Origin of the sequence: Pseudoalteromonas sp. A757, from assembly GCF_004103285.1 — a bacterium.
GTDB classification, from domain to species: Bacteria; Pseudomonadota; Gammaproteobacteria; order Enterobacterales; family Alteromonadaceae; genus Pseudoalteromonas; species Pseudoalteromonas galatheae.
Genome location: NZ_QNQN01000073.1, coordinates 429,448 through 449,939, shown reverse-complemented (window position 1 = coordinate 449,939; position 20,492 = coordinate 429,448). Strand labels below are relative to the sequence as shown.

Sequence of the window (20,492 nt, the reverse complement as noted above, 5' to 3'; positions counted from 1 at the left end):
GCAGTGTACCAAAACCTCCTGATATATAAATTATAAATTTTCGCTGACAAGTTGGAAAAAATATGGTTATGATGCAGGTAAGGACATACCGGACAGGAGACGTAATGTTTAAGAAGATCCTAGCATCTGTCGGTATCGGTGCGGCAAAAGTAGACACTATATTAGAAACAGAACATTTGCACCCGGGACAGAAATTTCAAGCGCAAATAGTAGTGAAGGGTGGTGACGTTAGCCAAGAAGTAACAGGTTTAGAACTTGCGCTAATGACCAGAGTTAAGATTGAAGGGGAAGACGGCGAATACTTCAGCAATCATGTTATCGATCGTTGGCGTGTAAGCAATAGCTTCACGATAGGTCCAGATGAAGAAAAAGTGATTCCTTTCGAAGCTCGACTTCATTCAGAAACACCAATCACAGAAATTAATGCAGGTTTCAACCGTTGTCATGTTTGGATTGAAACAGGACTAGACATTGATTTAGCAATAGATCCTTCTGACAAAGATGCTTTGCATATATATCCAAATGAAGCAGTTAAAGCCTGTATGACGGCAATGGAGCGTTTAGGCTTTCGTTTAGTGAAAGCTGATGTGGAAAAGGGGTATTTACGAGCCTCTGAGTTTCAGTCTGTTTCTGGTTGCTATCAAGAATTAGAATACCGACCAAGTGCTCGTTCGTTGTTTGGATTACAAGAGATTGAGCTCTCATTTGTCCCTGAGGCACATCGAACTCATGTACTGATTGAACTAGATAGAGCATTTCGAGGCGATGGCTATGTCGATCTTACGATTGAGCACGATCAGGTAAATATTTCCCAATTATGCGATCAGTTGGAGCGGCTGTTCTCATAATCACTTAATTTAACTCAAAACGCCCAGCTTTGTCTGGGTGTTTTTGTTTCAGCATAAAGGATACCAATTAGTTTTTAATACTTGCTCAATTTGACGGAGCAAATCTGACGCTAACTGTGTTAAAAATTTTCATTTAGAACAACTAAATAGCAAAATTTCGCCTTGCCTACATGGATGTAGGTACCTTGGCGTGAGCCGGATGCGGAAGCGGTGTTATCGACAAGATTTTCTCGCCTCAAAATAGATCACTTAATTAAGCTAATAGGTATGACAGAGAAGAATATGAATTGGCAAGTTAAAAGTTATGATGCACTTACAAAAGATGAGCTTTTTGAAATTTTAAAACTAAGAGTAGATGTATTTATTGTGGAGCAGGCATGTCCCTATCCGGAAATTGATGACACGGATAGAGCGCCTGAAACTAGACATTTGTTTTTGGTTAAAGATGAGCAAATCTTGGCCTATGCGCGTTGTTACAGGCAATCAGCATCAACAGCATCCATTGGTCGTGTGATTGTTTCGTCAATATTGCGCGGGCAGGGTGTTGCGCACGATCTTATGCATCGTGCTATTGCTTGTTGTGACACGGATATAACCCATGAAGCTTTAGTTATTTCTGCGCAGTGCTACTTAGACAAGTTTTATACAGGGCTTGGTTTTGTGAAGCAAGGTGACGAATATCTTGAAGATGGGATCCCGCATCAAGATATGTTTTTGGTGAGAAATTAAAAGAGGCTACGTGTAGCCTCTTTTTTATGAGCAAAATTATAGCGAATTTAAAAATACTGCAGCAATAGCGATTGGACAAACGAAGCGAATGTACCAAGGCCATATCTTCCAGAAAAAACTACTACCAACTTCCGGGTACCCTGACTCAATTTCCTTGAGTAGCTTTGCTCTGTGCCAAATCCAACCTACAAAAATACAGCAAAGCATGCCGAGCAGAGGTTGCCCAAACTTAGTTGTTAGGCTGACAATGAAGCCGAATAGCGTCTCGATATTTACTAAAATGGTTAAGCTTACAGCTGTCACTAAAGCACCGATGATCCAAGTTGCTTGTACTCTGCCAAGTGCAAAACGTTCAACGGCGTAAGATACAGGTGCTTCTAACATCGAAATAGAAGAGGTGAGTGCTGCAATACTCATCAGTGCGAAGAAAGCGAAGCTTACTAAGAGGCCAATACTACCCATGCTGTCAAACAGTGCAGGCAATACTTGGAACACTAGGGTATCTTCGTTTAGAAGCGAGCCGTCGGCTGCGAAGATGTCCACGCCTTGTGCTTGTGCAACATACATGGCAGGAATGATAAGTAAGCCGGCAACGAATGCGATAAAGACGTCGATTAATGTGACCAACGCACCGAGTGAAACTAAATTTTCTTTTTTACTAATATATGAGCCGTAAATGATCATCACGCTGGTACCAAGCGAAAGCGAGAAAAATGCTTGTCCAAGGGCATCAACGAGTAACTGCGGATTGAGCACAGACGAAAAATCAGGAACAAGATAAACTTTAAGCCCTTCAACAGCACCTTCTTGGGTTAATACATAGGCAATTAACGAGAATAAAATACCAATAAGTGCAGGCATCAAGCGTTTTGACCACTTTTCGATCCCATTTTCTACGCCTTTGCTGATAATAAGCACAGTGAGTGCAATAAAGGAGGCTGTAAAGACGATATTGCGCGACATGGAAGAGTCAGCAAGCCAAGATTGTGCTTGAGACATTGACGCAACCTCGGCGATGGGCTCAAGTGTTGCACTAAACATCCAACCTGCCACGATCGCATAGAAACTTAAAATAAGACCAGCGCAAATGATACCGCCGAATCCAACAACAAAAGCAAGCTTACTTTGCCATGCTGTATTTGTAAGTTTGCGCAGTGAAGATACCGCATTTGCTTGGCCGTGACGGCCAATAACAAGCTCTGCCATTAGTGCTGGGTAGGCAAGACAAAAAGCCAACACCAGATAAACGAAAACAAACGCAGCACCACCATTGGATGCTGTCTGTGTAGGGAAACCCCAAATATTTCCCAAACCTACTGCCGACCCTGCGGCAGCCATAATAAAACCAAAGCGAGAGCTGAACTCTCCTCGGACATTGCTCATAATTATTATACTTCTCTAAATTTTCTAACGGCGTTGACAATCTACTGTAATTAAAAAGAAATAAAAAGAATAAATTACTTTGATTTAGCGCAAGTTTTAGCCGGATATGTGGCCGTAATTAAGTTGTTGCACTCAAAAAGGAAAGTTTAGCTTATAAGCTAATGTTTTCACGATTATTTATGCATGAGGTTGGTTAGCGTGTAGCGGCATATTTACAACAATTATTTTTCTTTACAGGGAAGCGAAAGCACAAATTTTGCACCGCCTAATCGCTCGGACTGGTTAACAGTGGCTGTACCATGATGCCAATCCATGACTTTTGCAACGATGGCAAGCCCTAAACCGTAGCTCTTACCCGCACGGTTACGATGAGTTTGCTCTTGAAAGAAAGGGCTAAAGACTTTGTCCCAGTTTTGTCTCGCGATCCCAGGTCCATCGTCTTCAACGGTAATAATAAGCCTGTGTTCGGTACGATGTGCACTCAATACCACACTACTTGTCGCAAAATCACAAGCATTGCTGATCAGATTACTTACGGCTCTGGCAAGCCAATGTAAGTCACCATAGATCATTAAGTGTTCAGGAATATCCACCAGACCACTAAGTTGATTCTTTTGTAGTTTAGGCTGCATTTGCTGCATAAGATCTTGGCCATAATGAGATAAGTTTGTGACTTCGTGTTTGAGTAAATGAGACTTTTGCTCGAGTGTTGCAAACGAGAGGTAGCTCGCAAGCATATCTTCCATTTGGTCTAAATCTTTTTCCATACGTTCTAAATAGTCGTGGATAGCGCCAATATCATTTTCATCCAAAGCAGCATCTAAGCCAAATCTTAAGCACGCAACAGGTGTTCGAATGTCATGAGAAAGACTAGAGGCCATTAATTTATTTTCGGCCATTAGCTTTTCAATCTGATTGGCCATGCGATTGAAAGTGTTTTCCAGATCACGGATGTAAGTGAAATGATTGGGGGCGATCCGCGCACTTAGGTTGCCGCTAGCAAAGTGCTTTGCTGCGGTATTGAGTACAATCAATCGTTTCACTAAGGGAGAGAGAATAAACCATAGAATCGCGCAAATACCGCCATAGAAAAATAAAGTCAGTAGCACATCGTAGTTCGCCTGTTCAACTTGAGGCAACCATTCTAACTCAATATAGTCAGGTGCCATTTCAGGCGTTGTTTTTAGTAGATAGACATTCTCGTTCTCTATCACTAACCCATCAGGTTGAAGCATTTGTTGCTTCAACTCGAGTGGCATGGCTAGTGTATCGCCATCTTTATAACTAATGTTGATAGCAAATTGTCGAGCAATCAAAGTAGTTGCATCTTCACGCTTTGCCCGATCAATATTGGCAATTTGCTTAGCAAGGCCGGTGATTAGTTTACTTTGCCATTCAAAGTTATCTTCTACAGGGGCGGTTTGCTGATTGTAGGTGTCAATCACCCAACCTAATGCAAAGATCGAAATCAATGCACCGGCGAGTAAGTAGATGTAGAGTTTTTTCACGATATGAGCTTGTAATTCACGTTACCAAGCCGAGGGTACAAGTAAATAACCTTTTCCCCATACGGTTTTAATCTTTTCGGGATTTTGTGGGTCGTCGTTAAATTTCTTCCGCAGAGCGGAAATGAGTACGTCTACGCTTCTATCAAGGCCATCGTATTCTCTTCCTTTCGTGGCTTTAAATACCGCGTCACGAGATACAACTTCGCCAGCATGACTGGCTAGAAACTGTAACAGTAAATATTCGGCGCTGGAAACGATGATTTCTTGTCCTGAAACACTGACTTTGCGAGCCTGAGTATCAATGCATAGGTGTCCAACGATAAGTTCATGATTTGCCGTTTTGTGGTCGAGTGGCTTTTCTTGGGCTGCGCGTACATTGGCTTTGATCCGAGCTAGTAAGGCTCGGGGGCGAACCGGCTTAATAACATAATCGCTAGCACCAACTTCTAAGCCAATGACTTCGTCCATTTCTTCATCTTTGGCGGTAAGCATAATAACAGGTTTGTTATAAAACTGGCGTAAGTCGCGGCACACGCTGATACCGTCTTTACCAGGAAGCATAAGATCAAGTAAAACAAGGTCTGGGTCTAACGACTTAACACGTTCGATCACCTCGTCGCCACGATAGCAACAATGTGTTTTGTAGCCTTGATTGTCTAGATATTCCGCAACCCACTGAGCAAGTGAAGTGTCATCTTCAACCAATAAAATCGTACCGTATTGCTCCATGTCTTAACTCCGAACTTTTTATTTTTCTGCGTCGAGTATAATTCCAGAAGCGAAGATGTCTGTAAATAAGTGTAGCGCCAGCTTCTGAGAAAAAGCTGACGGCTCTTCAATTATTTAACGTTTAGCTTCTCAATTAAACTTTCGGCTAAGTGTTTTTGCATATCCGCTGTTAGTGCAGATACTTCTGTTTGGGTACACGCACCAGCGGTTTTTTCGAGTGGAGAAACCGTCTTAGTTACCTTGTAAGGAGGAATATCCACTGGGTTTTTGCCACGTTGACGGCGCGCCTCGTCGGTATTTTGTGCAACGATAAACGATAGCACGTCATGTTCATTTTCTATTTTCTCTACTTCGGTAAAAGTGAACTGCAATGGGATCCCTTGGAATCCAGCACTGTCCACCGAAGATTTAGCAAACCATACAACATCTGATGAAGCTTGGTGTGCCAGGCGCATACTGACTGAAGCCACAATATTTGTGCATTGGAACGCTGGTGAGTTTTGTGCAAGCTCAGCAATGTGAGGGTGTGGATTTCTTGGTCTATCCAAAGCGTACGTTTTATTGGCCGCAAACTCTAAATCAAGTTGATGAATCGTTAGCGTATAGCTTGCCCCTTTTCCAGCGGCAATTTTAAGCCCTTTTTTCTCGAGTAAAGTAACGATTTGCTTTCTTAGCGTATCAGTTAAGCTAACTTTGTCTGCGTTGATATAAACAGTATCACCTTGTGCGAGCGGGTGAGCGGGTAATTGCACTGATTTAATCCGTGCGGAATTAAGTTCGGTACTATAGCTGATTTGATAGACAGATTTTTTTAATAGTGGCTTCTTAGGCACATCTAACTTTGGCGCTAATGGCGCTGTGGTGACACATCCAAAGAGTAGGCTTGTACATAGAGCTGCTAGCACTAAACGCATTAAAATACCTCAATTAAACAGTTATTTTCTTATATTTAGTGAGTTCCGCCAATTCATCGTGTTAATATGGCGGGCGAGTGTTAATGAAATGAGTCATTATGAAGTCGCTAATTCTCACATTAGTTTGTTTTTTTTGCATTAGTTATCCAAAAATAACGATTGCAAAAACTCCAAACCAGCAATGGTCACAATTTTTAAAGAGCTATTCTAAGCAAGTCGAGCGCAAACTAAAAGAAAAATCGGTGCCTGGTGCTGCATTATCCATTGTGCATATTGAGCACGGTAGCTACGCTAAAGGCTTTGGTTTGACGAAAAGCCGCCAAGGAAGAGTGGTTAATGAGCAAACTCGTTTTCGATTAGCATCTTTATCTAAAACGTTTGCGGGCAGTTTAACCGCAAAGCTGGCGAGTGAAGGATATTTTAGTGTTGACGATCATGTCAGTACCTATTTGCCACAAGTCGCAAAGGGAAATTATAGTCAACTTAAGCTCTATCACCTGCTAAGTCATTCGAGTGGCTTGGTGCCCAACGCCTACGATAACCTAATAGAATCGCGCATGGATTATCCGCAAATTGTAGAGCGCTTACTGCAAGTCAAAGCGTTGTGTAAGCCCGGCGAGTGCTATGGCTATCAAAATGTCATGTTTAGCTTGATTGGGGATGTTATCGAAAAAGCAACAAACATCAGTTACAAGACTTGGATGGAAGAATTTGTATTCGCGCCACTTAATATGCGCGATTCAGGTCTTGGTTATGAGCAAATGACAAAAAATGATAACTTTGCCTGGCCGCATGTGAGAGGCAGAAAACGTTGGCATACCGCAAAATTAAAGCAACATTACTATAAAGTACTGCCGGCTGCAGGTGTAAATGCGAGCGCAGCGGATATGGCGCAGTGGTTAAAAGCACAGTTAGGCATGTACCCAAGTGTGTTATCACCAGATGCGCTAAGTAAACAATCGGTACCTTATACCTTGACCAAGCGAGAGTTACGACGAAGGATTTGGCGTGGCCACGTAGAAGAAGCTTATTATGGACTTGGATGGCGCATTTATCGCTACGATGGCAAGTTACTTTATTATCACAGTGGCTGGGTGCAAGGTTATCGTACCGATGTAGTGATTATTCCTGAGCTTGGTGTTGGCTTTAGCTTACTGTTAAATGCTGAAAGTGGGATCATTAACCAATTAACGAATGACTTTATTGTTGATGCATTGGCACTTGAGAAGAAATTACTGCCTAAGGTGAGTGAGCAAGAAATTAAGAAAATTAAAGAAGACGAAGCAAATTTATTGAAAGCCGCGACGTTTTCTAGTGAAAGCGTCGCGAGCAATAAAGATTAATTACGAGGTAATTGGATCTTTTTGTCTTCACTTTGACGGTACAGCACAATGATATGGCCAATTGTTTGTACCTTGTGCGCGTTCGTTTCACGAACAATTGCTTCAAAAATCAGTTGCTTAGTTTCACGATCATTAGTAGGTACTTTTACCTTGATGAGTTCGTGAATGTTCAGGTTTTGCTCAATTTCAGCCATGACACCTTCTGTTAGGCCGTTTGCGCCTAGAAGAACAACTGGGTTTAAAGAATGAGCTAGCCCTTTTAGGAACTGCTTTTGTTTATTTGATAAGGTCATATTGATACAATCTTATTTATTAAAAGGCTTGAATTCTCGATATTCTAACGCCATCTAGACAATATTACTAATGAGTTGTAGTTAATATGGCAAATAAAAAACATTCCGCCAGTTCGAAACGTTGGTTAAAAGAGCACGTAGAAGACCCTTACGTACATGAGGCTCAAAAGCGTGGCTACCGTTCACGAGCGGTTTTTAAGCTGGAAGAAATCCAACAAAAGGATAAATTGATCCGTAAAGGGATGACGGTAGTTGATTTAGGGGCTGCCCCGGGGAGCTGGTCGCAGTATCTCGCAGAGCAGGTAGATATTGACGGACAAGTGATTGCCTGTGATATCTTACCGATGGACTCATTAGCAGGCGTTGACTTCCTTCAGGGAGACTTCAGAGAAGAAGCGGTATTAAATGCGCTGCTCGACAGAATAAATGGCAAGAACGTAGACGTGGTTTTTTCCGACATGGCTCCAAATATGAGTGGTAATATGTCAACCGATCAATCTGGCAGCATGTATTTAGTCGAACTAGCATTAGATATGTGTCACCAAGTGCTTAAACCAAATGGCGCATTTGCGGTTAAAGTTTTTCAAGGCGAGGGCTTTGATCAATTTGTACAAGAGGTACGTAATTGTTTTAAGGTTGTAAAGATCCGTAAACCAAAAGCGTCTCGTCCTCGTTCACGAGAAGTATATGTAGTGGCGACAGGTTACAAACTGTAGTACAGTTGGAAAGCATCAAGTTGAATTTGAATTTTTTTGGATACAAGAGGTTAACTCCTTGAGCGATATGGCTAAAAATCTAATACTCTGGTTAGTGATTGCAGTAGTGCTAATGACTGTGTTCCAGAGCTTTAACGGTGGCGAACAATATGATCGCCAAACGAGTTACACACAATTTGTAAAGGATGTGCGCAATGGCTCTGTAAGAGAAGTCAGTATTGACCGTCAAACGGGCATGATTAGTGGCGTTCGTTCTAGTGGAGATCGTTTCCAGACAGTGATCCCATTAACTGATTTAGATTTAGTTAATGATTTACTTAAGAATGACGTAAATATCAAAGGTGTTGCACCGGAAGAACAGTCTTTCTTGGCAAATATCTTTATTTCTTGGTTCCCAATGCTGCTGCTTATCGGGGTATGGATTTTCTTCATGCGCCAAATGCAAGGCGGTGGCGGCAAAGGCGCGATGTCGTTTGGTAAAAGTAAAGCTCGATTAATGAGCGAAGACCAAGTTAAGACAACATTTGCGGATGTTGCTGGTTGTGATGAAGCGAAAGAAGATGTTACTGAGCTAGTCGATTTCTTGCGTGATCCGTCAAAGTTTCAAAAGTTGGGCGGTAGCATTCCGAAAGGCGTGTTAATGGTTGGTCCTCCTGGTACGGGTAAAACCCTACTTGCTAAAGCCGTTGCTGGTGAAGCAAAAGTGCCATTCTTTACCATTTCGGGTTCTGACTTCGTAGAAATGTTTGTTGGTGTTGGTGCATCTCGTGTTCGTGATATGTTTGAGCAGGCGAAAAAAGCAGCGCCTTGTATTATCTTTATCGATGAAATCGACGCTGTAGGCCGTAAACGTGGCGCTGGTATGGGCGGTGGTCACGACGAGCGAGAGCAAACACTTAACCAAATGCTTGTAGAAATGGATGGCTTTGAGGGTAACGAAGGTATTATCGTTATTGCTGCTACTAACCGTCCTGATGTACTAGACCCTGCATTATTACGTCCAGGCCGTTTTGACCGCCAAGTCGTAGTTGGTCTTCCGGATATTCGTGGCCGTGAACAAATCTTAAATGTACACATGCGTAAAGTGCCTTTAGACGATAATGTTGAAGCGTCTGTGATTGCACGTGGTACACCTGGTTTTTCTGGTGCTGACTTAGCTAATCTTGTGAATGAAGCTGCACTTTTTGCCGCTCGTGGCAACAAGCGTAAGGTAAGCATGGCGGAATTTGACGCCGCGAAAGATAAAATCATGATGGGTGCTGAGCGTAAGTCCATGGTGATGAGCGAGCAAGAGAAGGAAATGACGGCTTATCACGAAGCTGGTCACGCGATTGTTGGTCGTTTAGTGCCTGAGCATGACCCAGTATATAAAGTGTCGATTATCCCACGAGGTCGCGCATTAGGTGTAACAATGTACTTACCGGAGCAAGACCGTGTAAGTCACTCTAAGCAACACCTAGAATCTATGCTTTCGAGTTTATACGGTGGTCGTATCGCTGAAGCGCTGATTTACGGCGATGACAAAGTAACGACAGGCGCGAGCAACGATATTGAGCGCGCAACTGATATTGCTAAGAAAATGGTTACGCAGTGGGGCTTAAGTCCGAAACTTGGTCCACAGATGTATTTAGAAGAGCAAGGCGAGATGTATATGGGTGGTGGTTCTCACCGCATGTCAGGTATGTCAGATGAGACCGCTAAGCTTATTGATGCTGAAATTAAAGATTTCATCGATCGCAACTACCAACGTGCGGAGCAAATCCTAAAAGATAATATGGATATTCTTCACACGATGAAAGACGCGTTGATGAAATATGAAACGATTGATGCATTGCAGATTGATGACTTAATGGAGCGCCGTGATGTTCGTCCACCAAGGGATGCACATGACATTAAGCCAGAGAAAAAAGCGGAATCTGCGAAAGTAACAGAGATAAAGCCTGAGCCTAAAGCTGAAAAACCAGCAGAGGAGCAGTCAAACGACACATCATCAAACTCAGAACTTGATGACAAATCGTAAGATTAGGTAGAATACGACAGCCCCGAGCAATCGGGGCTTTTTTGTATCAGTTGATATAAGTTCTATTAACACTCAATGCGAGAATTTAAATCAACTGCTATAAGCCTTTCGTTATCACCAAACTTAAACTACAGAAAATAGGTATAGAATGTACGAGTTACGTTTACCCAAAGGGCGCACCCTTAGTTTAGACAAGCCTCAGGTAATGGGGATTTTAAATGTTACTCCCGACTCATTTTCTGACGGTGGACATTTTACTCACCTTGATAGTGCGATAGAGCAAGCAAATTTAATGCTTTCACAAGGCGCTACCATCTTAGACATAGGTGGAGAGTCCACTCGTCCCGGTGCGCCAGACGTACAATTAGAAGAAGAATTACAGCGCGTAATACCGGTTATTCAAGCAATTCGTACACACTCTAACTGTGTGATTTCGGTAGATACCAGTAAAGCCGAGGTGATGAAACAAGCAATAGAGGCTGGCGCTGATATCATTAATGATGTTCGAGCGTTGCAAGAGCCAGGTGCGCTCGAAGTCGCAGCTCAATACAGTGATGTACCAATTTGTTTAATGCATATGCAAGGTCAACCTCGCTCAATGCAAAATAACCCTCACTATGATGACTTATTTTCAGACATCAGTCAGTTTTTCGAAGCTAGGATCAGTGCATGCAAGCAAGCTGGGATTGATATCAATCGGCTGATTTTAGATCCTGGCTTTGGCTTCGGTAAATCTCTAGAGCATAACTTTCAGATATTAGGTGGGCTGGACAAGTTTCATGCTTTCGATTTGCCGATTCTGACAGGCCTCTCTAGAAAGTCCATGTTTGGACAACTACTCACTCGGGAAACGCATGAGCGCGTAGCTGCGAGTCTAGCTGGTGCACTGATATGTGCGCAGAAAGGCGCGCACATAATTCGTGTTCATGACGTAAAAGAAACAAGCGACGCGCTTAATGTATGGCTAGCGTCGGTCAATGGAGTTACTCAATGACAACAAGAAAGTACTTCGGTACGGATGGTGTAAGAGGCATGGTGGGCGAGTTCCCAATTACGCCTGAGTTTGCAATGAAACTAGGCTGGGCGGCTGGAAAAGTGCTGTCTGAGCGTGGTACCAAAAAGGTAATTATTGGCAAAGATACCCGCATTTCTGGCTACCTTCTTGAAACCGCGTTAGAGGCTGGGTTAATTGCCGCTGGGATCAATGTGATTTTATTGGGGCCTATGCCGACACCCGCTGTTGCTTACTTGACGCAAACGTTCAGAGCTGAGGCTGGTATTGTGATCAGTGCATCTCATAATCCATACCATGACAATGGCATCAAGTTTTTTGGTGGCGATGGTAAAAAGCTCCCTGACGAGGTGGAACTTGCAATAGAAGCAAAGCTGGATGAGCCGATGACGTGTGTAGCGTCTGAAAAGCTCGGTAAAGCTAAGCGCCTAGAGAGTGCGGATGGTCGCTATATCGAATTTTGTAAAGGCCAGTTCCCTAAAGAGCTATCGCTTGAAGGTTTGAAAGTGGTGCTGGACTGCGCAAATGGCGCGACTTATCACATTGCGCCAAGTGTCATGCGTGAACTTGGTGCGGACGTGATCACAACTGCGTGTGAACCGAATGGTGTTAACATCAACGAAAAATGCGGTGCAACGCATGTCGAAGCGTTGAAAAAAGCCGTGCTTGAACATCAAGCGGATGTTGGTATTGCTTATGACGGTGATGGTGATCGAGTCATGATGGTCGATCACGACGGTCATGTATTTGATGGTGATGACATCGTCTATATTATTGCATGCCAGGCTCATGCCGATGGCACATTAGGTGGCGGTGTTGTAGGTACGGTGATGTCTAACATGGGGCTCGAAAACGCCCTTAAATCACGCGGAATTGCTTTTGAGCGCAGTAAGGTCGGTGACCGCTATGTGATGGAGCTTCTTGGTGAGAAAGGCTGGAAAATCGGCGGCGAAAGCTCAGGTCACGTTTTAAATCTGGATCTGATCAGCACCGGTGATGGCATTGTCTCGAGCTTACAAGTGCTTGCCGCCATGGTTGCGCAGAATAAAACATTAAAAGATTTGGGTGACGGTTTTAGCAAATACCCAATGAAGATGATTAATGTGCGTTATAGCACTAAAGATGATCCAACCGAGCAAGACGCTGTTAAAGCGGTTGTCGCTGAAGTTGAAACTCAGCTTGCCGGAAAGGGCAGAGTGCTATTGCGTAAATCTGGTACAGAGCCAGTGGTTCGCGTCATGGTTGAAGCTCAGCAACAGAAGCAAGTTATCGATTTTGCCCAAAAAATCGCTGAAGTTGTTGAATCTGTGAGCAATTAAACCAAAAGTTAAATTTATTTCTTGTAACTTCGGGTGAGTAGAGTTAGTATCTCACCCGCTTTCTACTGCGGAGTATCGTATGACAACTAGAAAGCAAATTGTTGCTGGTAACTGGAAAATGAATGGCTCAAAAGCTCTTGTTGACCAAATATCAGAAGCAGTAAGCAATCAAACATTTAAAGCAGATGTAATTATTTTTCCTCCTGCTATGCTCATTGAGCAAGCAGCAAGTAAAGGGCTTACTGTCGGAACACAAACTGTTTCGGAATATAAAGAAGGCGCATACACTGGAGAAGTTCAGGCGTCCCTAGCAAAATCGCTAGGAGCAACATATACCTTAGTTGGTCATTCAGAGCGTCGAGCTATTTATGGCGAAAGCGATGAAGATGTTGCTAATAAATTTGCACATGCTCAAGAACAAGGTTTAACACCAATTTTATGTGTTGGTGAGACCGAAGAAGAAAGAGAAAATGGGCAGACAGAGCAAGTAGTTGCTAGGCAAATAAACGCAGTTATCACCAAATTAGGTGTAGCAGCGTTAGCAAACTCTGTGATAGCATACGAACCTGTTTGGGCTATTGGTACTGGTAAAACAGCATCTCCAGAGCAAGCGCAAGCAGTACACAAATTTATACGTGATTTGCTTTCAGATAATGACAAGCAAATCGCACAATCACTGCAGCTCCTTTACGGCGGCAGTGTTAATGAACAGAACAGTGAATTGTTATTCGCACAAGACGATATAGACGGTGGACTTATCGGTGGCGCAAGCCTAAAACCTGAGAGTTTCGCTGCTATATGCAGAAGTGCAAAAGGATAAGTAAATGTACGAAATTCTAATGGTTGTTTACTTAATTGTGGCATTAGCATTAATTGGTATGGTGTTAATTCAACAAGGTAAAGGCGCAGACATGGGCTCTTCGTTTGGTGCAGGTGCATCAGCGACAGTTTTTGGCTCATCAGGCGCAGGCAACTTTATGACCAAGACAACAACAATATTGGCAACTGTATTCTTTGTGCTAAGTATTGTTCTAGGTAATCTAACTACAGGTCAGATTAAAAAGACTAACGAGTGGGAAAACCTAGAGGCACCAGCTGCTGCAACAACAGTTCCAGCAACAAATGATGTGCCAGCGACAGAAGAAAATCCAGCTTCTGACGTGCCTAACTAATTGTTAGGAAATACACCGAATTTGCGAATGTGGTGGAATTGGTAGACACGCCATCTTGAGGGGGTGGTGGCTTCGGCCGTGGGGGTTCAAGTCCCCCCATTCGCACCAAATAAAAAAACCAGCTTAGGCTGGTTTTTTTCGTCTAGACTCTTTTATTTAGAGAAACTAATACCAGTTGTATTAAGTAAATGATCTATCTTGAAGCGGGGAAATAGCTTTAGTAGCACCGCTCTCGCGTCCTGCTACCGCTAAGGTACCTATATCCATATAGGCAAGGCAAAAATTTTGCTATTTAGTTGTTCTAAATGAGAAATTTTTAACGAAGCTAATATGCTATTTCACCCTTCAAATTGATTAGAGAATTAATTCAATTGGTATAAGTAGCAAAGTTTTTGGTCTGCCAATAGACATGTTGATACTTTTGTGCGAGCAGAATATGGTAGCTGTGTTATCGACAAAATTTTCTCGCCTAATAATAGAACACTTAAACGTTAAGTAAATTGCTATTAGGCATTTTGCCAACCAAAAGAAGCTCCACTATGATTACTTTAAATCAGGAAATCGGAGAGCGAAAGTGCTTCCAGTTTTAATTGTTGTTTCTTCCCTGACAGTACTTGCACCTGATGAGCTGTTTAAGACATTGCGGGTTATTCAAGATTTAAACATCTCTAACCCAGCACAAGCAACTCGAGCCTATGAAGCAGTATTACCCAAACTGCCAGTGCAGCCCTCAAAAGGTTTATATGAGCTACATCGAGCAGGCTTAGAGGCATCAATAAAATCAAATAATGTACGTAGAATAACTGAAATTGTGGAGCTATTTTCTGAAAGTGCTGATTGGCTTACCTATCTTCAGTCAGAGAAAGGGTTAATTGCAAACAATCTTGCGATTTATTATCGCCGCATTAATCAACCTGCTCTTGCTCAAATAAACTACGAATGTGCACTCAGGTACTCAACTCATGATCAAAGGCCCCGTATCGTTAATAATCTCGCGGTTTTATATCGAACGATGGGACAGTTAAAAGAAGCAATCAATATTTTAACACCAACATTGTCTGACGTTAAAGATGAGCAACTGGAAGCGGCACTTAACAATAACTTAGCCAATGTTTATTTTGATATGAGCAAATACCAACATGCTGCAAGACTATATAGACAAGCTTTTCTTTATCACCAAAAATCAGGGCAAGCATATGAGGCGAGTTATACCGGGTTAAATTTGTTAAACGTTTATTTGCTCGCAAATCAATGGAAAAACTATAGACGCTATAGGAATACAGTAAAAGCTCAGCTAAGTGCAGCAGAGGATAGAGAATTGTCGATTGTGTTTATGTGGCAGGAGTTAATTTTTCAAAAAAGTAGAAATGGTTTAAACCCAAAAGCAGAGCAAGTGGAGTTTCTCATGTCGACTTTACCCAAGTTGATCCAAAGTGACTACGGCAGCAACATGGAAAAATATGTTTATACACTACAGCTCCCAGAGTTGATAGCATCTTATAATACCTTGCTGTCCGAGCAGCAAAAAACATCACCTAATGTATCAACAGAGGCTCAACTGTTAGGCGTCGCGCTGTCCTGGTGTGAGAGCAATAACTCATAACAAAAACACGACTACCTCAGTAGAAAGCGGTACGGTTTTTATACTGTGAGTGGTAGAGAAATGTAGCTAAGCAATACTGGCTAGTCAGCGCCTATGACTCAACTACCCCAGAGCCAAGTCAAAGGCTATGAAAAAATTGACGACTAGAATGTCCACGCAACGTGTACTTGAGGAACAGATTCGTTAGTGTCTGTACCAAGTTTGTTGCGCCAATACTGCCATTCAATACCTAACATCAACTGGCTGTTAGGCATGCCCATCGCGTAGCCGAGATCCCATTGCAGAATTGGCTGCGCGAGCAACCAGCCTTTTACGTCATTACCAAACTCGTTCTCTCGCTCGCCAATATATTCTACGTGACCTGTGAGGTAGAACTTTTGTTCGCCTATTGTGAAAGGGTAACCCCATGCAAGATCTATCATCCAGCTATCACTTTCCTTAGGTGCACCGCCATGGCTGACCCCTTGGCTATCGTCTTGATAGAGAGTAAAAGTAGAAGAGAAAAAGTTGAATCCTTCAAAATTCCAGTTCACTTTGACACCAGGTAAGTATTTCATCACCTTAGCGTCTCCAGCTGCATTGAAACCCATGGTTAAGCTAACGTCAGCTATGGCGTCGAAAGAAGACTTAAAGCCAGCAACCTTTGACATCGACAAGCTTGAATACCACTCTCCATAAAAGTCACCATCTTGGTAACCATCACGAAGGTTATCTTTGCTGTAATCGATAAAGAAGAAATTATCGCCGTAGCGATATCCAGACGCATGTTGTAATGAGTAAACCGTTGCCGTTGCTTCGTTTCTGCTAAACGGGTTTTTGAAATCACCGTGGTTTATGTGTAGTTGCGTTGTACTCCAATCAGCAGCATAACTAAATGTGCTAAAAGCGAGTGAGGAGGAAATGATGAGCGTGTTGATTTTCATTTATTAATTCGGATAGCGTTAAAAATGAAAGTATAACAAAAGCGCCCAAAGTTGGGCGCGTAAACCGAATAAATTATGCTTTATTTCTTCTTAGGCAGATTACGGTAATGGCGGTGAAAGCCAAAATGAAACAGTAATAAGAAGAGCTAGATACGTCCCAAGGGCTGATTTTAAACGTGGCCCCGAGCAGCAGTGCCTGTGCACCATAGGGTAAAGAGCCTTGCATAACACACGCAAAAATATCTAATAAGCTTGCCGAACGCTTAGCTGAGATCTTTCCATCTTCAGCCAGTTTTTTAGCAACGGGGCCAGCAACTATGATACTTACCGTGTTATTTGCGATACACAAGTTACTTGTTAACACGAGTGCAGCAATACCGAGTTGATCAGCTACTTGACGGTGCCATTTCGCAATAATGCTGGTAATTTTTTGGATCTGTTTGGCTAAAAAATCTAGGCCGCCATTGATACGAATAAATTCAGATAAACCACCAATGAACATCGACAGCAAGAAAATCTCCTGCATATCACTAAAGCCTTTATAGATATCGTTTAAGAACGCAGCGCCTTGATAGTCACCGGCAAAACCCATACAGCCGGCAAACACAATGCCACTAAAGAGCACAACAAAAACATTGATACCAATCACCGCCAAGACCAAAATAAATGCGTATGGTAAAACTAATAACCAATCAAACGGCTTGGTTTCTACAACCTGCGGCTCTGGGGTTAAAAACACCAAGAGTAAAACAGTCAGCAGTGCAGCTGGTAGGGCTATTTTTAGATTCTCTCTAAATTTATCTTTCATTTCACAGCCTTGCGTTCGCGTTGCTGCAATTGTGGTATCAGAAATAATGGATAAATTATCGCCAAACATTGCGCCCGAAACGATGGTGCCAGCCATAAGTGCCGGATCAATCCCGGTTTTCATCGCGACGGCAACAGCAATAGGTCCAATTGCACCAATCGTGCCCATGGAGGTTCCCATTGCAGTAGAGACGACAGCAGAAATAAGGAACAAGCCGGGTAATAAAAATGCCGGAGGAATAAGTGATAAACCGGCGTTAACCACAGCGTCAACACCGCCAGTGGCACTTGCAACCGCAGAAAAAGCACCTGCTAATAAATAGATGAGGCACATGGTGATGATATTGCTGTGTCCTGCGCCTTGAATAAAAGTTTCGACACTGCGGTTGATGGTATCTTTATTAAGTAAAAAAGCGAGAACGATGGCTGGTAAAATCGCGACAGGAGCTTTTAATTGATAAAACGCATAATCAACGCCTTGCGATTGCAAATACAATCCTGCGCCAAGAAAAATCCCTACAAAGGTCAACAGCGGCAATAGTGATAGTTTTGCCTTTGTTTGATTGTAATTTGGTTGCATAGCACTCCCCAACAATAAAGCACAGCCAATAGTTAGCTGTAAAACCGCACAACACACCTGATACCAATTGTATTAATTCTCCAACCAATTTGAAGGGTGAATTAGCATATTAGCGTCGTTAAAAATTTCTCATTTAGAACAACTAAATAGCAAAATTTTTGCCTAGCTACTAAAGCTATTTCTCCGCTTCAAAATAGCCCTTTTACTTAATGCAATTGGTATAAGATGAAAATCTCTCAACTTCAATAGGTGAGCGAGCGCGGCAGTTTATATGTTTAGACGTCTAAAGTCTAATGTTTTATTATTTTCAACTTAACTGACTATGACACACAGATACGGTAAACTCTACTCCCGCAAAAACACATTTCCATTATCCGGTTAGCCATCGTTGCTGCCTTTCGGATAATCAATATCGCAAATAAAAAGGGTAACGTATGACAAGAATAGGTATTTACGGTGCGAATGGCAGAATGGGGTTAGCATTGATAGAAGCCTGCTATTTGTCGCAAGAAGTAGAGCTGGGCAACGCTTTTGTACGAGATAGTTCACAATATCTTGATAAAGCAGTTAATCAATTGCAGCCTCAAGCAGACGCAAATATCTGTTTTAGTTCCGAGCAAAGTAAGCTTGAAAATGTTGATGTATTAATAGACTTTACTTTGCCAGAGGGTATGAAGCAGCATTTATCAGCTGCAATTGCCGCTAAAAAACCAATGGTGATTGGTACTACTGGACTGACAGCAAGTGAAATGGCGCAGTTGGCGGAAGCCGCAAAAGATATCCCAATTGTGTTTTCTCGAAACTATAGCGTTGGCATTAATCTGCTGCTTAATCTTGTACAAACAGCCGCTCAAAAGCTGGCTGACGACATGGATATTGAAATCTTTGAAGCGCATCATCGCAACAAAATAGACGCCCCCTCGGGAACCGCGCTCGCTATCGGAGAGGCAATTGCAGAAGCTAAAGGCTGGCAACATGATGATGTTGCGGTTTACGATCGAAGTCAAAATCATGAAGCGAAATCACAACAAGAAATCGGATATTCGGTCCTCAGAGCGGGTGATATAGTAGGCGAACATACAGCTTACTTCGCGACAATGGGGGAAAGGCTTGAATTAACACATAAAGCTGCGTCGAGACTGACCTTTGCATCAGGTGCTGTAAGGGCTGCGCAGTGGCTAAAAGATAAACCAGCAGGTCTTTACGATATGCAAGATGTGCTGGATTTAAAGAAGTAAGTATAACATTTTGAGGCTTTAAAACAAAAAAAGAGTTTAATGGCTTATTTTTATAATTTTTGTGATTTGTATTAGACGAAAAGGCATTCATGCTGTAGACTATAACGAATTTGCCAAAATTTTAATAACTGCGTGTTACCAAGCGCTTTGTAGACGGGATGTTGAGCGTTTTGCTTTCGCCCGTTTTTTACTATTAGGAGGTTAACTTGACTAAATCCGCTCTGTTAGTCCTTGAAGACGGCACGGTGTTTCGCGGTACTGCTATCGGTGCTGACGGTATGTCAGTCGGTGAGGTGGTATTTAATACGTCAATGACGGGGTATCAAGAGATCTTAACGGATCCTTCATACGCGGAACAAATCGTTACGCTTACTTACCCACATATCGGCAACACCGGTACTAACAGCGAAGATGAGGAAGCGGACAAGATCTGGGCAAAAGGCCTAGTGATCCGTGACTTACCACTGCTTGCGAGTAATTTCCGTAACGAACAATCATTGAGTGATTACTTGAAAGAACGCAATATCTTAGGGATCGCAGATATTGATACTCGTAAACTAACTCGCATTTTACGTGATAAAGGTGCCCAAAATGGCTGTATTATCGCAGGTGACGAAGTAGACGAGCAAAAAGCGCTAGAAGCGGCGCAAGCATTCCCTGGCTTGAAAGGGATGGATTTAGCAAAAGTAGTAACAACAGAATCTCAGTTTGAATGGCGTGAATCAAGCTGGACTCTAGGCGAGGGCTTTAAAACGCTTTCTGCTGAAGAAGAAAAATTCCATGTTGTTGCGTACGATTTTGGTGTGAAAAAGAACATTCTTAGAATGTTAGTTGATAGAGGCTGTAAGTTAACCGTTGTTCCAGCAGAAACCTCCGCTGCTGATGTACTTGCATTAAACCCTGATGGTATCTTCCTATCAAATGGTCCTGGCGACCCTGAGCCATGTACTTATGCCATTGAAGCAATCAAAGCATTTTTAGAGACAGATACACCTATTTTTGGTATTTGTCTAGGCCATCAGTTATTAGCACTCGCTTCTGGTGCGAAAACAGTAAAAATGAAGTTTGGTCACCATGGTGGTAACCACCCGGTTAAAGACTTAGATCGTGATGTTGTGATGATCACAGCACAAAACCACGGTTTTGCTGCTGACGAAGCAACGCTTCCTGATACGCTACGTGCAACGCACAAGTCACTGTTCGATGGCACACTGCAAGGTATTCACCGTACTGATAAGCCAGCGTTTAGCTTCCAAGGTCACCCTGAAGCAAGTCCTGGTCCACATGATGCGGCACCGCTATTCGACCATTTCATTGAATTAATGCAATCTCGCAACGCTTAATTAGACCGGAGT

The 20,492-nt window shown here is 42.6% G+C and carries 19 protein-coding genes and 1 tRNA gene; 13 read left to right on the top strand and 7 right to left on the bottom strand.

Features of this window, described 5'->3' with window-relative positions:
- Positions 1-104: 104 nt before the first annotated feature.
- Positions 105-848: a sporulation protein gene (locus DRB05_RS19315; protein ID WP_128728365.1), complete on the top strand. Its 744-nt coding sequence runs from the start codon at positions 105-107 to the stop codon at positions 846-848.
- A gap of 282 nt (positions 849-1,130) precedes the next feature.
- Positions 1,131-1,577 (top strand): GNAT family N-acetyltransferase, encoded by a 447-nt coding sequence (locus DRB05_RS19310; protein ID WP_128728364.1) that lies wholly within the window; start codon positions 1,131-1,133, stop codon positions 1,575-1,577.
- Positions 1,578-1,613: 36 nt separating this feature from the next.
- On the opposite strand, the gene DRB05_RS19305 is transcribed toward DRB05_RS19310, so the two are convergent.
- The 4 genes from DRB05_RS19305 to DRB05_RS19290 form a co-directional block, all read right to left on the bottom strand.
- Positions 1,614-2,960 carry a sodium-dependent transporter gene (locus DRB05_RS19305; RefSeq protein ID WP_128728363.1) on the bottom strand — a complete coding sequence of 449 codons (1,347 nt, stop codon included), beginning with the start codon at positions 2,958-2,960 and terminating at the stop codon, positions 1,614-1,616.
- Between the two features lie 221 nt (positions 2,961-3,181).
- A complete protein-coding gene (locus DRB05_RS19300) occupies positions 3,182-4,468 on the bottom strand; it encodes an ATP-binding protein (RefSeq protein ID WP_128728362.1) in 1,287 nt (428 codons plus the stop codon).
- Between the two features lie 21 nt (positions 4,469-4,489).
- Positions 4,490-5,197, bottom strand: coding sequence for a response regulator (locus DRB05_RS19295; RefSeq protein ID WP_128728361.1), 708 nt, complete (start codon positions 5,195-5,197; stop codon positions 4,490-4,492).
- Between the two features lie 110 nt (positions 5,198-5,307).
- Entirely contained in the window at positions 5,308-6,111 is an 804-nt protein-coding gene (locus DRB05_RS19290) for a hypothetical protein (RefSeq protein ID WP_128728360.1), read from the bottom strand.
- Positions 6,112-6,209: 98 nt separating this feature from the next.
- Here DRB05_RS19290 and DRB05_RS19285 point away from each other — a divergent pair, with 98 nt between their 5' ends.
- Positions 6,210-7,454, top strand: a complete 1,245-nt coding sequence (locus DRB05_RS19285) for a serine hydrolase domain-containing protein (protein ID WP_128728359.1) — start codon at positions 6,210-6,212, stop codon at positions 7,452-7,454.
- Here the strand turns inward: DRB05_RS19285 and yhbY are convergent.
- Positions 7,451-7,747 (bottom strand): ribosome assembly RNA-binding protein YhbY, encoded by a 297-nt coding sequence (gene yhbY, locus DRB05_RS19280; protein ID WP_128728358.1) that lies wholly within the window; start codon positions 7,745-7,747, stop codon positions 7,451-7,453. The two genes, DRB05_RS19285 and yhbY, sit on opposite strands and share 4 nt — an antisense overlap.
- A gap of 86 nt (positions 7,748-7,833) precedes the next feature.
- Between yhbY and rlmE the strand changes: the two genes are divergently transcribed.
- From rlmE to DRB05_RS19240, 8 genes are all read left to right on the top strand, one after another.
- Positions 7,834-8,463, top strand: coding sequence for a 23S rRNA (uridine(2552)-2'-O)-methyltransferase RlmE (gene rlmE / locus DRB05_RS19275; protein WP_099028807.1), 630 nt, complete (start codon positions 7,834-7,836; stop codon positions 8,461-8,463).
- Between the two features lie 67 nt (positions 8,464-8,530).
- On the top strand, positions 8,531-10,483 hold the full coding sequence (gene ftsH / locus DRB05_RS19270; protein ID WP_095728538.1) for an ATP-dependent zinc metalloprotease FtsH: 1,953 nt from the start codon (positions 8,531-8,533) through the stop codon (positions 10,481-10,483).
- Between the two features lie 148 nt (positions 10,484-10,631).
- Entirely contained in the window at positions 10,632-11,477 is an 846-nt protein-coding gene (gene folP, locus DRB05_RS19265; RefSeq protein WP_128728357.1) for a dihydropteroate synthase, read from the top strand.
- Positions 11,474-12,814, top strand: coding sequence for a phosphoglucosamine mutase (gene glmM / locus DRB05_RS19260; protein WP_128728356.1), 1,341 nt, complete (start codon positions 11,474-11,476; stop codon positions 12,812-12,814). The genes folP and glmM overlap by 4 nt, the downstream gene beginning before the upstream one ends.
- Before the next feature lie 79 nt (positions 12,815-12,893).
- A complete protein-coding gene (gene tpiA / locus DRB05_RS19255; protein WP_128728355.1) occupies positions 12,894-13,634 on the top strand; it encodes a triose-phosphate isomerase in 741 nt (246 codons plus the stop codon).
- Positions 13,635-13,638: 4 nt separating this feature from the next.
- Positions 13,639-13,986 (top strand): preprotein translocase subunit SecG, encoded by a 348-nt coding sequence (gene secG / locus DRB05_RS19250; RefSeq protein ID WP_128728354.1) that lies wholly within the window; start codon positions 13,639-13,641, stop codon positions 13,984-13,986.
- 23 nt (positions 13,987-14,009) lie between these two features.
- Positions 14,010-14,094, top strand: a tRNA-Leu gene (locus DRB05_RS19245).
- Between the two features lie 466 nt (positions 14,095-14,560).
- Complete coding sequence (locus DRB05_RS19240) at positions 14,561-15,589, top strand: tetratricopeptide repeat protein (protein WP_193554585.1); 1,029 nt, start codon at positions 14,561-14,563, stop codon at positions 15,587-15,589.
- Positions 15,590-15,732: 143 nt separating this feature from the next.
- Here DRB05_RS19240 and DRB05_RS19235 read toward each other — a convergent pair whose 3' ends face one another.
- A complete protein-coding gene (locus tag DRB05_RS19235) occupies positions 15,733-16,512 on the bottom strand; it encodes a nucleoside-binding protein (protein ID WP_128728352.1) in 780 nt (259 codons plus the stop codon).
- A 73-nt stretch (positions 16,513-16,585) separates the two neighbouring features.
- Positions 16,586-17,899 carry a Na+/H+ antiporter NhaC family protein gene (locus DRB05_RS19230; RefSeq protein WP_010604026.1) on the bottom strand — a complete coding sequence of 438 codons (1,314 nt, stop codon included), beginning with the start codon at positions 17,897-17,899 and terminating at the stop codon, positions 16,586-16,588.
- A gap of 434 nt (positions 17,900-18,333) precedes the next feature.
- Between DRB05_RS19230 and dapB the strand changes: the two genes are divergently transcribed.
- Together dapB and carA are read left to right on the top strand one after the other, a co-directional pair.
- Positions 18,334-19,137 carry a 4-hydroxy-tetrahydrodipicolinate reductase gene (gene dapB / locus DRB05_RS19225; protein WP_128728351.1) on the top strand — a complete coding sequence of 268 codons (804 nt, stop codon included), beginning with the start codon at positions 18,334-18,336 and terminating at the stop codon, positions 19,135-19,137.
- A 206-nt stretch (positions 19,138-19,343) separates the two neighbouring features.
- Entirely contained in the window at positions 19,344-20,480 is a 1,137-nt protein-coding gene (gene carA, locus DRB05_RS19220) for a glutamine-hydrolyzing carbamoyl-phosphate synthase small subunit (protein ID WP_010377970.1), read from the top strand.
- The last annotated feature ends 12 nt before the right edge of the window (positions 20,481-20,492 follow it).